Annotated in this window: 11 protein-coding genes; 8 read left to right on the forward strand and 3 right to left on the reverse strand. The window is 63.6% G+C overall.

Going from position 1 to position 14,314, the window contains the following annotated elements; translation table 11 throughout:
• The first annotated feature begins 255 nt into the window (after positions 1-255).
• The 3 genes from nagA (at position 256) to ACTHNE_RS17605 (ending at position 2,240) form a co-directional block, all read left to right on the forward strand.
• Complete coding sequence (gene nagA / locus ACTHNE_RS17595) at positions 256-1,416, forward strand: N-acetylglucosamine-6-phosphate deacetylase (RefSeq protein WP_324939644.1); 1,161 nt, start codon at positions 256-258, stop codon at positions 1,414-1,416.
• Between the two features lie 72 nt (positions 1,417-1,488).
• A complete protein-coding gene (locus ACTHNE_RS17600; protein WP_324939641.1) occupies positions 1,489-1,827 on the forward strand; it encodes a nucleotidyltransferase domain-containing protein in 339 nt (112 codons plus the stop codon).
• Positions 1,824-2,240, forward strand: coding sequence for a HEPN domain-containing protein (locus ACTHNE_RS17605; protein ID WP_324939638.1), 417 nt, complete (start codon positions 1,824-1,826; stop codon positions 2,238-2,240). Before ACTHNE_RS17600 ends, ACTHNE_RS17605 begins: the two co-directional genes overlap by 4 nt.
• 304 nt (positions 2,241-2,544) lie before the next feature.
• On the opposite strand, the gene ACTHNE_RS17610 is transcribed toward ACTHNE_RS17605, so the two are convergent.
• Both ACTHNE_RS17610 and ACTHNE_RS17615 read right to left on the reverse strand, forming a co-directional pair.
• Positions 2,545-3,549, reverse strand: coding sequence for a cupin-like domain-containing protein (locus ACTHNE_RS17610; protein WP_324939635.1), 1,005 nt, complete (start codon positions 3,547-3,549; stop codon positions 2,545-2,547).
• 49 nt (positions 3,550-3,598) lie between these two features.
• A complete protein-coding gene (locus tag ACTHNE_RS17615; protein ID WP_324939631.1) occupies positions 3,599-5,311 on the reverse strand; it encodes an LTA synthase family protein in 1,713 nt (570 codons plus the stop codon).
• Positions 5,312-5,477: 166 nt separating this feature from the next.
• Between ACTHNE_RS17615 and ACTHNE_RS17620 the strand changes: the two genes are divergently transcribed.
• From ACTHNE_RS17620 to thrC, 4 genes are all read left to right on the forward strand, one after another.
• Positions 5,478-7,511 (forward strand): bifunctional 2',3'-cyclic-nucleotide 2'-phosphodiesterase/3'-nucleotidase, encoded by a 2,034-nt coding sequence (locus tag ACTHNE_RS17620; protein ID WP_440269923.1) that lies wholly within the window; start codon positions 5,478-5,480, stop codon positions 7,509-7,511.
• Positions 7,512-7,949: 438 nt separating this feature from the next.
• Entirely contained in the window at positions 7,950-9,092 is a 1,143-nt protein-coding gene (locus tag ACTHNE_RS17625) for a homoserine dehydrogenase (protein ID WP_440269924.1), read from the forward strand.
• On the forward strand, positions 9,089-10,078 hold the full coding sequence (locus tag ACTHNE_RS17630; RefSeq protein ID WP_324939622.1) for a homoserine kinase: 990 nt from the start codon (positions 9,089-9,091) through the stop codon (positions 10,076-10,078). The genes ACTHNE_RS17625 and ACTHNE_RS17630 overlap by 4 nt, the downstream gene beginning before the upstream one ends.
• A complete protein-coding gene (gene thrC / locus ACTHNE_RS17635) occupies positions 10,075-11,400 on the forward strand; it encodes a threonine synthase (protein WP_440269925.1) in 1,326 nt (441 codons plus the stop codon). Before ACTHNE_RS17630 ends, thrC begins: the two co-directional genes overlap by 4 nt.
• A 267-nt stretch (positions 11,401-11,667) precedes the next feature.
• Here thrC and ACTHNE_RS17640 read toward each other — a convergent pair whose 3' ends face one another.
• On the reverse strand, positions 11,668-13,050 hold the full coding sequence (locus ACTHNE_RS17640) for a GH1 family beta-glucosidase (RefSeq protein WP_324939616.1): 1,383 nt from the start codon (positions 13,048-13,050) through the stop codon (positions 11,668-11,670).
• Positions 13,051-13,139: 89 nt separating this feature from the next.
• Between ACTHNE_RS17640 and ACTHNE_RS17645 the strand changes: the two genes are divergently transcribed.
• A complete protein-coding gene (locus ACTHNE_RS17645) occupies positions 13,140-14,234 on the forward strand; it encodes an ABC transporter ATP-binding protein (RefSeq protein WP_324939613.1) in 1,095 nt (364 codons plus the stop codon).
• Positions 14,235-14,314: the final 80 nt, after the last annotated feature.

Raw genomic sequence — 14,314 nt, forward strand, 5'->3', positions numbered from 1 at the left:
TTCGATGCCCCGCTGGTTGTGTTGGGCGGCGCGGGTACGACTGGCCGTGTGGCCATGCCGCGGGGCGCAGCCTGGGGGCCTTCTGGTCATCACCCCATCATTTCAAATCCCATGCGTCGGGGCCGGCTCTGTCCGTCCGCATCCCTTCGGCCCATCGTCTCGACAGACAGCCCTTCTGCCTTCGCGGTTGGCCCTGTGGACTCCTCACGCACCGAGCCGGTGCCACCTCCGCACAACACAACGGAGCATCCTTATATGCCACCGAGTCCGCTTATCGCCCTGGTCAATGGGCGCGTGCTTGGCGATCACGGTCCGCGCGAAGGTTTGGCGGTGCTGGTGCGTGGCAAGCGCATCGTCGCCATCGTCGCGCATGACGACGCGCGCGTTGCCGAAGCGCAGAAGCACGATCTGCAAGGCCATTTGCTTTTGCCTGGTTTTATCGATGTACAGGTGAACGGCGGCGGCGGCCTGCTGTTCAACGATGCGCCCACGGTGGAGACGCTGCGCGGCATTGCCCAAGCGCATCGCAAGTACGGCACTACCGGCATGCTGCCTACGCTCATCACCGACACGGCGGAGAAAATGCGCGCTGCGCTGCAAGCCGTCGACGATGCGATCGAGCAGCGCATTCCGGGCATTCTCGGCATCCATGTGGAAGGCCCCTTCCTTGCCAATGCGCGCAAGGGTATTCACAACGCCGACCTGTTCCGCCTTCCCGATGATGATGACGTCGAAGCATTGATCGCCCCGCACAAAGGCCCGGTGATGCTGACGCTGGCACCGGACCAGGTGCCGCTGCCGGTAATCGCGCGCCTCGCCGGCGCGGGCGTGGTCGTCGTCGCCGGCCACACCGGCGCCGACTACGCCACCACGCGTGCCGCGCTCGATGCCGGCGTATGCGGCTTCACGCATCTGTACAACGCCATGACGCCGCTCGCCAGCCGCGACCCCGGGGTGGTGGGCGCTGCGTTGGACGATCCGCACAGCTGGTGCGGCCTGATCGTGGACGGCCATCACGTGCACCCGGCCGCCCTGCGTGTGGCGATCGCCGCCAAACAGCGCGGCAAATGCGTGCTGGTTACCGATGCGATGCCGCCGGTCGGCAGCGATAACCCGCAATACGTACTCAACGGCCAGACCATCGTGATGCGCGACGGCATCTGCCAGAGCGAAGCCGGTGTGCTGGCCGGCTCCGGCCTGGACATGGCCAGCGCAGTGCGCAACGCCGTGCAGATGCTGGGATTACCGCTGGCGGAGGCGTCGCGGATGGCCAGCGTCTATCCCGCCGCGTGGATCGGGTTGGATCGCACGCATGGGCGTATCGCTTCGGGCTACCAGGCGGATTTCGCGGTGCTGGATGATGCGCTGGTGGTAAGGGAGACGTGGGTAGGCGGAATCGCTTATCCCGTGGGCTGAAGTATCGCTCGCTGCCCGCTAGGATAGTCCTGCCGGCTCATCCAGAGCGGCAGGAACGCGAGGACGCATTGCATGCACCACATCGACCACGTCACCCAACATGCCGTGCAGCGTTTCCTCGCGCTGATCGCGCCGCGCTATCCCATGGCCGGTGCGATCCTCTATGGCAGCCGTGCGCGCGGCACCCATCAGCCGGATAGCGATGCGGACGTGGCGATTTTGCTTCGCGGAGAGCATCAGCGTTTCGTGACGACCAAGCTGGCGATGGCCGATACCGCGTTCGACGTACTGCTGGAAACAGGCATCAATATCTCGCCATTGCCAGTCTGGCTGGACGAGTGGGAACACCCTGAGAATTTTTCCAACCCGGAGCTGCTTCGAAATATCGCCAGAGAAGGCATTCGCTTGTGAACCGAATCCTCAACCCAGCAAGCCTGATGGCCAAGGCAGAGCGAGCCTGCGCTTCGGCTCGCTTATTGTGTGAAGCCGGCGATGCAGAAGGAGCCTGCAATCGCGCCTACTACGCGATGTTCGATGCAGCTCGCGCCGCCTTGCTGATTTCCGGCGCTCCTGTACGCGCGGATATTGGCAAGACGCACGGTGGACTTATTTCCGCCTTCAGCGAACATCTCATCAAGACCAATTTGGTCCCCAAAGATATTGGGCGGCTGCTAAAGCGGGCTGAGGAAATTCGCCTGGTGGCAGATTACACGGGCGACCTGATCGAACCGAACGATGCCAATGAGCTGGTCGACCAGGCCGAAGCTTTTGTTGGAAACATGCGCGAGATTTTCATGGGCGAGCAATTTCGCAAAGATTTGTAGGGGCGCCTCTTTATGCAGCACCGTAGGCTAGGTTAGCGCAGCGTAATCCAGCGATATCGGATCAATAGCTGGGTTACGCTGCGCTAACCCCAATGGCACTTACTTAAGCCGCTTTCGCTTGAATACTGCAAAGAGCTTGAGCCGTCGTCCTGGCGAAAGCCGGACGTAGCGCAGCGCGGAGAACGTCCGAAGGACAGCCCCGAAGGGGTGAGCGAAGCGAATCACCCAGCGACTTTTTTAAATCCTCAAAGTCACTGGACCCCGGCGTTCGCCGGGGTGACGATTGACGCGGCTTTGGGCGCCGTCAAAGATGCCGCAACACCATCTGCTTGAGCTTCTCCGCCAGCTCCGGCGTCAGCGGTCCCAGCACACCACGCTTGTCGTCGGGTATGTGCGCGGCCGGGTCGGTGTCGCTAAACAGGTAGAAATCCAGCACGTGCCGCCAGGCGGCTCTTTCGGCGGGCGATAGCGTGCGCATGCTCAGCAGGCCGTGCATCATGAAGCCGCGCGCCGTGTGGGTGGCGGGCACGCCGTCCAGCATCGGCTTCCACCAGTAGTTCACCAGCGCGTTGAGTCGCTCCAGCGATGCCACGTGATGCCACCACAGCGGTGGAATGTAGATGGCGTCGCCGGGTTCCAGCACGGCTTCTTGTGCGTGCGCCAATGCTTCTTTCAGCTTTGGAAAGCGCGGATCGTCCGGACGGTCCAGCCGCGCCATGCTGATCGCAGCGCCAGTGGGTGCGAAATCCAGCGGGCCGATATACAGGTTGCCGATCTGCTCCGGCGGAAACAGCGTGAACTGGCGCCGCCCGCACACGACGCAGGCGATGTTGTGATACTCGTCGAAATGCGCGGGCGTCACCACGCGATTGCCGATCCACAGCCGCGGCTGAATCTTCGGGTCGAGGAACGGCACGGCATGTTGATCCGCGAAGCCAGGCAGCGATGCGGCAATCAGCGCGCTCTGGATCGCCAAACCAGCAGTGCTGTGGTCGCGGCTGTAGTGCGCAAGGCGCTGCAAGCCCTGCGTGATGGATACGCGGTGATGCTCGTAGTTGAAGCCGCTGAGATCGCTGTTGTAGCCGACGATACCGTCCTCGCCCGGCGGCACCAGCAAGGTATCCACCGGTGTGCCGTTGTCCAGTTCCGACAGGCGCCGCGCAAACGCCGTATCCGATTGCCTGGACAGCTCCACCACCGGCCAATCGCGCACCAGGTTTCGAAACACCAGCGGACGGCCGAGTCGCATCAGTTCATCGACGGCGATCGATGCGGGAGAGCCCTGGAATTCCTCGATGGAAGCCGGCATGCGCATGCTTCAGGCAGTCAGGTCAGCCGACATGGTAGCGGCTTGCGCGTCACTGGTACGCGCGCAGCCGGTTGAACACCCATCCGTAATACGATTTCACCAGCGCCTTGTCCGCGCAATCGGCATACAAGCCATTGCAGCGCTCGCGCAATGAGGTGAGCGCTGAGAAATACGAATCCAGCGGCAATCCCGCCGCCTTCACCACCATGCCCGGCAAGTGCGCGATATCCAGCATCGGATAGGTCGGCAGCGCCGCGCCGGGCACGTTGCTCTTGATCATGTAGTAGGTGAGGTAATCCTGGTACGGCACCAGCGCCGGCGGCAGTTTGCGCGGCAGCGTGCGCATCAGGTCGTCGAAGGAAGGCTGGTGATCGCCGAAGTGCACCAGCACGGTCGGCTGCTGGCGATCGAGGAACGCATGCTCCAGGCCTTTCATCGCCACGTCCGAATCGTGCAGGCGCTGCAGGTAGGTGTCGAAATTCAACGCGGTGGCCGGCGGCAGGCCTTGCAGCAGGTTCTGGAACTGCTTGGGCAAGGTCGACATCGGGTCGTCGTGCGGTCCGTGCTGGTTGATGGTGAGCACCATCAGGAAGATCGGCTGGCCCGGCTTTTTCAGCTTGTCGTAGACGCGCTTGGCGGCGTCGAACATCTGCGCGTCCGTTTCATCCCAGTCGTCCAGGCCCAATTCGCCGGCGCCGAAGAATTGATCCACGCCATAGGCTTTATACGCATCGCGGCCGTTGAGGAATTCGCCGTGGGTGGGGTAGACCGCCACGGTGGTGTACCCCAACTTCTTCAATAGCCGCGGCAGCGAATCGCCCACGTGCGGCGCAAGCACGTACGGCGCATACATGCCGCCGGGGCCGAAGATGTCCTGCGGCATGCCGGTGAGCGCGGCGAATTCGCTGACCCAGGTGCCACCACCGAAAGTATGCACACGCATCACGCCGGTGCCGCGCGTGCGCTCGTCCGGCTTGAACATGGTCAGATAGCACTCGGGCACGGTGCAGTGCTCGAACGGCGCAGGATCGAAGGTGCTTTCTTCCAGCACCTGCACGATGTCGGGGTAATGGCTGGGGTCGATCGCCGCAGGCAGGTCGGTGGCCGTTGCTTGCCAATCGCGCGCGGCGGTGGCGTCATCCGCGGCTAGCGGCACGTGTACGCTGGAATCGCGCAGGTTCACGAAGAAATTGGTGAGGTCCGCGTCGTCAGACATCTTCTCCCACGCACCGCGCGCATGTACCTGCTCGAACGGACCGGTCGGCAGCAGGCAGGTCCAGAACACCAGCGCGCACAAGGCGATGCCGCCCATGCGCAGCAGCGCGCGCGGCGCCTTGCTCAGATGCAAAAACAGTTGCCGGTCGCAATACCACGCCAGCCACAGCACCACCGGCACAGCGATGCCCACGCACAGGCCCACGCTGTAGATGTTCGGATAGCGCCGCAGCGTTTCGAACAGGCTGGAGCGCACGTAATACACGAAATCCGCCGGCATCAACGGGGATTCAAGGTATTGCTCCTTCAGCACCGTGATGGCGCGCAACAGCAGGAACAGGCCGCCGCTGAACACCAGCGCGAACGCCATGCGCGTAAACACGAACAGCGCTGCGCCGAACACGCACAGCATCAGCGTGAGCACGAACAGGCGCTGTTCCAGCAACGGCTCCTGCCAGGCGGTGAACCACACGCAGATGGCGAAGAACGCCCAGGCGCAGACAGCAGTCGCGCGGCTTCGCGAGGCGCGAAACGGAATCAGCGGCATGGACGGCTTTCCCCCTATGGCCGCGCCGGTGGGGACGGCGCGTCGTGCTGGTTGTCAAAATACCGTCATTTTAGGGGTCTGGCCGGCGCCCGGACATGTGCCGGACAGGCGCAGCCTGTCATCCATATCTGCTAGGTTCATCCATTTACCGCTCCCTACCCTTCCCATGGCTCTTCGTCCCCGCCTTACCGCCCTCATCACCGCCCTGCTCCTGACCGGCTGCGCCAGCCAGCCGCATCCCGCCGCCACCCAGGCCCGCGCCGAACCGCTGCCGGATGGCCTGCGCGCCGATGTGGCGGTGCTGGAAACCACCGACCTGCATTCGAACATCCTCAGCTACGACTACTACAAGCAGAAAGCCGACCCCACCTTGGGCTTCGAGCGCACCGTCACGCTGATCCGCAAGGCGCGCGAGCAGTTCACCAACAGCCTGCTGTTCGACGCCGGCGACACCATCCAGGGCAGCGTGCTGGCCGATTACCAGGCCCAGGTGCAACGGGTGGATTGCGGCGAACAGCTGGCAATCTACAAGGCGATGGATGCGGTGGGCTACGACGGCGGCACCGTCGGCAACCACGAATTCAACTATGGCCTGCCGTTCCTTTCGCAGGTGACCGGTACGCCGATGAACGTCGACGGCGGCGCCACCCAGCGCTGCGCCGGGCCGCACTATCCGCTGGTGCTGGCCAACGTGTACAGCGCGCGCGACGGCAAGCCGATCTTTCAGCCGTGGATGATCGTGACGCGCAAGATGGCCGCGTTCACGCCGGACGGCAGCAAGCTCAGCGTGCCGATGAAGATCGCCATCATCGGTTTCGCGCCGCCGCCGATCATGCAGTGGGACAAGCAGAACCTGCAGGGCAAGGTGACCGTCACCGGTGTGGTGGAAGCGGCGCAGAAATACCTGCCGGACATCCAGGCGCAGCATCCGGACCTGGTCATCGCGATCCTGCACGGCGGCATGAACACCTCGCCGTACACGCCGGACATGGAGAACGGCGGCTGGCATCTGGCCGGCGTGCCGGGCATCGACGTGCTGCTGATGGGTCATGAACACACTGAATTTCCCGGCCCGCGTTTCGAACACATGCAGGACGTGGATGACGAGCACGGCTTCGTGCGCGGCGTGCCGGCGGTGATGGGCGGTTTCTTCGGCAAGGATCTGGGCGTGATCCGGCTGGCACTGGTGCGCGAGCAAGGCCATTGGACCATCGACAAAGCCAAGACCTTCAGCCAAGTGCAACCGATCTGTCCGCCGATGCTCATCGCAGGCAAGCCGACCGTGTCGCCGAACAACTGCGTGCCGGCCGATCCGCAGATCAAGCTGGTGGTCGGCAAGGTGCAGCAGGCCGCGATCGATTACGTGAACACGCCAATCGGCCAGAGCGCGGTGCGCATGAGCAGCTATTTCGCCGATGAAGGCGACATGAGCGCGCTGGCGCCGGTCAACGCGGCGCAGATCGATTACGCTCGCAACCTGTTGCAGACCGAGCATCCGCAATTGGCGAACGTGCCGGTGTTGGGTGCGGCCGCGGCATTCCGCAACGGCTTCGGCGGCGCGGACGATTACACCGACGTGCAACCTGGACCGCTCACTTTGCGCAGCGCAGCGGATCTGTATTTCTATCCAAACACCCTGTCGGCGGTAAAGATCGACGGCGCAAAATTGAAAGCATGGCTGGAAAAATCCGCCGAACGCTTCAATCGCATCGACCCGAATGCGGATGGCGAGCAACAGCTGATCAACAGCAAATATCCCGGTTTCAATTTCGATCAGATCCAGGGCGGCATCAGTTACGTCATCGATGTGTCCAAGCCGGTTGGGCATCGCATCGAAAAGCTGCGTTACCAAGGCAAGCCGGTGCAGGGTGCGCACACCTTCGTGGTGGTGACCAACAACTATCGCGCCAGCGGCGGCGGGCGTTTTCCCGGGCTGGACGGCAGCAATATCGTATTGGCGTCACCCGATGGTACACGCGAAATTCTGGCGGAATGGCTGAAGGCGCATCCTTCGCTCGGCGCGAACGATCTGCCGCGTGCGTCGTGGCGTTTCGCACCGCTGAAGACGCGCGGTGCGGTGGTGTTTACATCGGCCACTGACAAGCAGGCGGTGGCCGAGAGCGATGGCTTGCACAACGTAAAGCAGGTGCGCGACAACGGTGATGGCACGGCGGTGTATGCGATTGATCTTTCGCGTTGAGGTTTTTTCGAACCGCCTCGTCATCCCTCGCCGTCATTCCGGCGAAAGCCGGAATGACGTGAGGCAAGAGACCGGACTATCGGCACCCATAAAAGCACCACAAGGTTTCTCCTGAAACTTCCCGCACTTGACCTCATGCCATAGTTTCATTAGGCAACTGTTGACAGCCGCTGCAGCGCACAACTATTGTCGAGCCCATGTCGCACGCCAACACGCCAGCACGCATTGCAAACGCACCGGTTTATACCGGTCGTCATGGCATGGCGGCGACCAGCATCGTCAGCACGATTATTAGCACCACTACCGGAACCGGAACGACCGGGTCTGGGGTGGTGTCTGTGCGCGAATAGTCTTATACGCAAACGGTCCCGCCCTCGACGAGGCGGGCCGGCACACACCGAACCGCCAGCGAGCAAGGGGCCTCTACCGGAGGCCGTCATGGAAAGCTGTGCATCACTCATCGCTGAACACCCCCATCGCCTGCCTCCGTTGCAGGCGGCCGTTTCGCGCCGACGAACGCTGGCCGTCGGCCTGATCGGTCCTGGCCGCGTCGGCAGCGTGCTGCTGGCCCAATTGCGCGCGGCGCAAGATCGCCTGCTGCGCGAAGCGGGTCTGGAGCTGAAGCTCTGCGGCGTCGCCGCCAGCCGCCGCATGTGGCTCGATTGCGACGATCCGCAGCTCAACGCGCAACACGATGCGCAGACCTGGCGTCCCACCGACCTGGACCAGTTCGCCGCGCACGTACGCGCCGATGGCGCACGCCACGCGCTGCTGATCGATTGCAGCGCCAACGACGCCGTCGCTTCGCACTATCCCTACTGGCTCGCTTCGGGCGTGCACGTGGTCACGCCGAACAAGCTGGCCAGCAGCGGCCCGCTCTCGCGCTGGCAGGCGATCCGCGCGGCCAGCCAGCATGGCGGTCGCTTCCGTTACGAGGCCACGGTGTGCGCCGGCCTGCCGGTCGTGCAGACCCTGCGCGACCTGCTCGACACCGGCGATCAGCTGCTATCGGTGGAAGGCATGTTCTCCGGCACGCTCGCCTGGCTGTGCTGCCACTACGACGGCAAACGTCCGTTCTCCGCCCTGGTGCGTGAAGCGCATGCGCTGGGCTATACGGAACCGGACCCGCGCGACGATCTCTCCGGCATCGATGTGGCGCGCAAGCTGGTGATCCTGGCGCGCGAGGCCGGCTGGCCCATGTCATTGCATGACGTGGCGGTGCAGAGCCTGGTGCCGCCGGAACTGGCAGAGCTGCCGCTGGATGAGTTCATGGCCCGCCTGGACGAGCTGGATGCGCCCATGGCCGCGCGCCTGGCCGAAGCCCACGCCGAAGGCGGCGTGCTGCGCCATGTCGCCAGCCTCGACCACAAAGGGCACGCACAGGTCGGCCTGCAGGTGCTGCCGGCGGCGCACCCGTTCGCGCATACGCGACTTACGGATAACATCGTGCAATTCCGCACCCAGCGTTACCGCGACAACCCGCTGCTGGTGCAAGGCCCCGGTGCCGGTCCTGAAGTGACTGCGGCCGGGATCTTCGCCGACCTGCTGCGCATTGCCGAATCGCTGGAGGTGCGCGCATGAATGCTCCTCTCGCCGTGAAACCCGCCATGCCCGTGCCACGCCTGCAAGCTGCTTCCGCGACCGCTTTTGCCAGCGTCGGCAACGTGGGCGTGGGTTTCGACATCCTCGGCCATTGCCTCGCCGGGGCGGGCGATCGCGCCGATGTGCGCCGTATCGATGCGCCCGTCGTGCGCATGGCGAGCATCGAAGGCTGCGTGGACGTGCTGCCCATGGACGCCGCGCAAAACACTGCCGGCGCAGCCTTGATGGCCTTGCGCAAGGCGCTGGGTCTGCAGCACGGCTTTGAGATTTCGCTGCACAAAGGCATTGCGCTCGGTTCCGGCATGGGCGGTTCGGCCGCTTCCTGCGTCGCCGCCTTGGTGGCCGCGAACGCGTTGCTGGAACGTCCGCTGTCGCGCGAATCGCTGTACGGCTTCGCGGTGGAAGGCGAGGCGGTGGCCAGCGGCGGTCGCCATGGCGACAACGTCGGCCCCATGCTGCTGGGTGGCCTGGTGCTGGCCACGCGCGATCGCCTGGTGCGCATTCCGGTGCCGCCGACCTGGCACTGCGCGCTGGTGCATCCGCATGCCGTGCTGGAAACGCGCAAGGCGCGCGCGGCACTGGCAGGCGATTACGCGCTCGGGGAATTCGTGGCGCAGTCGGCCAATCTTGCGCTGGTGCTCGCAGGTTGTTTTCGAGGCGATGCGGAACTGGTGCGCGAAGGCTTGAAGGACGTATTGGTCGAACCGCGCCGCGCGCCGCTGGTGCCGAACTTCGCGCGCGTCAAACAGGCGGCGATGGATCACAAGGCGCTCGGCGCCAGCATTTCCGGCGCCGGGCCCAGCGTGTTCGGCTGGTTCGAGCATCGCACCGAAGCCGAAGCCGCGACCGCAGCCATGCGCAGCGCTTTCGCGGAAGTGGGGCTCGATAGCGACAGTTTCGTGTCGCCGGTCGACGGGCCCGCCTCCACCCTGGTTCCCGCTGCCGATGCAGGTGAGCACGCATGAGTGCAGCCTTGCGTTACCTCAGCACGCGCGGCAACAGTCCGGACGCCACCTTGAGTGAAGCGATCGCCGCAGGCTTGGCGCCCGACGGTGGCCTGTACGTGCCCGATCATCTGCCCAAGCTCGATATCGCAGCATTCAAATCCGATGGCAGCCTTGCCGAAACGGCCGCCACCTTGCTGGCGCCGTTCTTTGCCGGCGATGCGCTGGCTGCCGAACTGCCCACTATCTGCGCCGAAGCGCTGACTTTCCCGACGCCATTGCGGGCATTACCCCAGCATCCGAAAACTTCGGTGCTGGAGCTGTTCCATGGACCGACTGCGGCCTTCAAGGATGTCGGCGCGCGTTTTCTCGCCGCATGCTTGCGTCGCGTGCGCGGCCATGGTGCGGTACCGTTGACGATCCTGGTGGCGACCTCCGGTGACACCGGCGCCGCGGTCGGCGCGGCGTTCCATCGCCAGCCTGGCGTCGAGGTGGTGATTCTTTATCCAGACGGCCGCGTGTCGCCGCGTCAAGCGCACCAGCTCGGTTGTTTCGGCGACAACGTGCAGGCATTGCGCGTGCAAGGCCGCTTCGACGATTGCCAACGCATGGTGAAAGCCGCGTTGAACGACGCTGCCCTGCAAGCACAATCGCCGCTTTCTTCGGCCAACAGCATCAGCCTCGGCCGCCTGCTGCCGCAAATGAGCTACTACGCGCACGCGGCGTTGATGTGGCGACGCGAACATTCCGAACCGCTGAACCTGGTCGTGCCCACCGGCAATCTCGGCAATGCGCTGGCGGCGGTGTGGGTGCGTGCGATGGGTTTGCCGCTGGGCAAGATCCGCCTCGCCTGCAACTCCAACGCAACGTTGCCGGATTTCTTCGCCGGCCACGATTACTTACCGCGCGAAGCCATAGCGACCCTCGCCAACGCCATGGACGTGGGCGCGCCCAGCAATTTCGAACGCCTGCGCTGGACGTTCCCGCATGCGGAAGTATTGCGTGAGCAGTTGCAGGCGCAGAGCGTGGACGATCAAACCATCTCCGACACCATTGCCCTGCATGCACGCGAGCATGGCGAGGTGTTCTGTCCGCATACCGCGACCGCCATGCATGTGCTGGATCAGTTGCGCGCTTCCGGTGACGACGCGCCGTGGGCAGTGGTGGCTACGGCGCATCCGGCGAAGTTCGAAAGTGTGGTGGAGCCTTTGATCGGTAAATCGGTGGATGTGCCACCAGCATTGGCGGTGATGCTGCAGCGGCCGGCTGTGGCGGAGCCGATGGCGGCGGAGGATGGCGCGTTGCGGGAGTGGTTGCTGGAAAAGGCGGCGCTGGCGTCTTGATGCTTATTCTTTTATAAGCTGCACGCCACCTCATCGTCATTCCGGCGAAAGCCGGACGCAGCGCGAAGCGCGGAGAACGCCCGAAGGACGGCCCCGATGGGTGAGCGAAGCGAATCATCCAGTCAAGAATGACGTGCACAGCACACGACATAGAAGGCTTTGTGTGCTTCGCACGATGCATTCAAACTGGATTCCGGCCTTCGCCGGAATGACGGCAAGGAGTGTGAGGCTCACCGCGCAAGATGCCTCTACTCCGCTTCCCTTGAGCTATGCCCTGCGAGAAATCGGAACAGGACGCTCATCCCCCAACACCGCCCCATTCGTCTCGATCACCTTCGCGTAAAACTTCGCCGAGGCCTTCGGCGTGCGCATCTGCGTGGCGTAGTCCACGTGATACAAGCCGAAGCGCTTGGCAAAACCCAGCGACCACTCCAGGTTGTCCAGCAGCGACCACGCGTAATAACCCTTGAGATTCACACCCGCCTCGATGCATTCGTGCAACGCACGCAGATGCTTGCGCAGATAAGCGACGCGCAGCGGATCTTCCACCACATCAGCTTCCGCTACCGGTGGATCGTAAAACGCGGCGCCGTTCTCGGTGATGTATAGCGGCAGGTCGCCATAGCGCTGCTTGAACCACATCAGCGTATCCACCAGGCCCTGCTCGTAAACTTCCCAATCGGTTTCGGTATGCGTGACGTTCGCCTGGCGCACGCGCGACGCGCGGCAGGGATAGCCCTGCTCGTCGTGCTTCACTACCGAGCGGGTGTAGTAGTTGATGCCGACGAAATCCACCGGCTGCCGGGTGAGCTGAAAATCCTCGACAGGAAAATCAGGCCATGCCTCGCCGAAAATCGTCTTCAGCTCCGGCGGATAGGAGCCCAGCAAGGCGGGATCGGCGAACTGCTCGTTCATATAGGCATGCGTGCGTTGTGCGGCGGCGATATCGTCGGCGCTTTGCGAGGCCGGATATTTCGGCTCGATATTGAACACCACGCCGATCTCATGGCGCCCTACTGCCCGGTACGCCTGGATCGCTGCACCGCTGGCACGCATCAGGTTGTGCGCCACGATTGGCGCCTCGTATTTGCTGCGGTGTCCCGGCGCCAACGCGCCATGCAGATAACCGCCATCGGTCACCACCCACGGCTCGTTGATGGTGGACCAGCGCTTCGCCCGGCCATCCAGCGCCTTGAACACCACTTCGGCGTAGTCGGCGAACCAGTGCGCGATATCGCGATTCAACCAACCACCGCGGTCATCGAGCGCGGCCGGCAGATCCCAATGGAACAGCGTGGCGTTCGGCTCGATGTCGTTGGCCAGCAACTCATCGACCAGGCGCGAGTAGAAATCCAGGCCTTTCTGATTCACGCGGCCGGTGCCTTCGGGCAGCACGCGTGACCAGGCGATGCTGAAGCGGTAGCTGTGCAGGCCCAAGGCGCGCATCAGTTGCACGTCGTCCTTGTAGCGACGGTAATGATCGCAGGCGACGTCGCCATGATCGCCGTTGGCCATCATGCCCGGCGTGTGCGCGAAGCGCTGCCAGATGCTGGGGCCGGCGCCATCGGCCAGGGGCGAACCCTCGATCTGGTAGGCCGAGGTGGCCGCGCCCCACACGAAACCGGCCGGGAAGCGATAGCTGCGCGTCATGATGCGAAACTCTCCATGCCGCAGTGCGGCTTGATGTAAACGGTTACACGGCGAGAATAACCCATTGCTACAGAAGGCACTGCATTTCGATGGCGACGGTCAGTCTTGAACAGATACGCAAGGTCTATCCGAACGGCCACGTCGGCGTCGAAGAGGCCAGTTTCGCCATCAAGGACGGCGAACTGCTGGTGTTGGTGGGGCCTTCCGGCTGCGGCAAGACCACCTTGCTCAGGATGATCGCCGGGCTGGAATCGATTTCCTCCGGCACGCTGCGCATCGATGGCCACGTGGTCAACGATGTCGCGCCGAAGGATCGCGATGTCGCGATGGTGTTCCAGAACTACGCGCTCTATCCGCACATGACGGTGGCGGAAAACCTCGGCTTCGGGCTGCAGCTGCGTGGCAAGCCCAAGGACGAAATCGCACGTCGCGTGCACGACGCGGCGCGCTTGCTGGAACTGGAACATCGCCTGGACGCCAGGCCGGCCGCGCTGTCCGGCGGCCAACGGCAGCGCGTTGCATTGGGGCGTGCGCTGGTGCGCGAACCGAAGGTGTTCCTGCTCGACGAGCCGCTGTCCAATCTCGACGCCAAGCTGCGCCTGAACATGCGGGTGGAACTTGCGCGACTGCATCGGCAGCTCGGCACCACCACCATCTACGTTACGCACGATCAGGTGGAAGCGATGACTCTTGGCGAGCGCATCGTGGTGCTCGATGGCGGCAGGATCCAGCAGATCGATACGCCGATGAACCTGTACCTGCGGCCGGCCAATCTGTTCGTGGCGGGGTTTCTTGGATCGCCAGCGATGAACCTGTTGCGCGGCAAGCTGCATCGCGAAAACGGCTGGCAGTTGATTCTGCCGAATGCGGCTTTTTTTCCGCTCGGCGCATTGCCGGCCCAGGGTACAGCCGTGGAAACGTGGAACGGGCGCGAAATCGTGCTTGGCGTACGTCCGGAAGACCTGCAACCGATTGAACCGCATGCGGCGGCGCTGGAGGCGCAGGTGGAAGTCATCGAGCCGGTCGGCAATGAAGTGTTTCTCAACTTGCGTTTTGGCGATCAGCGCATCGTTTCGCGTGTTTCGCCGCAGCAGATACCTGCGTCGTCCGGCTCGCTGCATCTGGGCTTCCATTCGGATCGCCTGCATTTCTTCGATGCAGAAAGCGGCGCGCGCATTGCGTAGGTTGGGGTGGAAAAAACAACCGTGCCGCCGCCGGGCAACCTCGGTGGGGGGTGCACCCCCAACCCACGGGGATTGCGGTG

It is taken from the genome of Dyella sp. (genome assembly GCF_051954575.1).
Lineage (GTDB): Bacteria > Pseudomonadota > Gammaproteobacteria > Xanthomonadales > Rhodanobacteraceae > Dyella_B.

What these genes read in the sequence shown, in the direction of transcription:
- ACTHNE_RS17640 (WP_324939616.1), bottom strand. Translation starts at nt 13,050, where the DNA reads ATGACGCGCAGCTATCGCTTCCCGGCCGGTTTCGTGTGGGGCGCGGCC.
- ACTHNE_RS17620 (WP_440269923.1), top strand. Translation starts at nt 5,478, where the DNA reads ATGGCTCTTCGTCCCCGCCTTACCGCCCTCATCACCGCCCTGCTCCTG.
- ACTHNE_RS17600 (WP_324939641.1), top strand. Translation starts at nt 1,489, where the DNA reads ATGCACCACATCGACCACGTCACCCAACATGCCGTGCAGCGTTTCCTC.
- ACTHNE_RS17630 (WP_324939622.1), top strand. Translation starts at nt 9,089, where the DNA reads ATGAATGCTCCTCTCGCCGTGAAACCCGCCATGCCCGTGCCACGCCTG.
- nagA (WP_324939644.1), top strand. Translation starts at nt 256, where the DNA reads ATGCCACCGAGTCCGCTTATCGCCCTGGTCAATGGGCGCGTGCTTGGC.
- thrC (WP_440269925.1), top strand. Translation starts at nt 10,075, where the DNA reads ATGAGTGCAGCCTTGCGTTACCTCAGCACGCGCGGCAACAGTCCGGAC.
- ACTHNE_RS17615 (WP_324939631.1), bottom strand. Translation starts at nt 5,311, where the DNA reads ATGCCGCTGATTCCGTTTCGCGCCTCGCGAAGCCGCGCGACTGCTGTC.
- ACTHNE_RS17625 (WP_440269924.1), top strand. Translation starts at nt 7,950, where the DNA reads ATGGAAAGCTGTGCATCACTCATCGCTGAACACCCCCATCGCCTGCCT.
- ACTHNE_RS17610 (WP_324939635.1), bottom strand. Translation starts at nt 3,549, where the DNA reads ATGCCGGCTTCCATCGAGGAATTCCAGGGCTCTCCCGCATCGATCGCC.
- ACTHNE_RS17645 (WP_324939613.1), top strand. Translation starts at nt 13,140, where the DNA reads ATGGCGACGGTCAGTCTTGAACAGATACGCAAGGTCTATCCGAACGGC.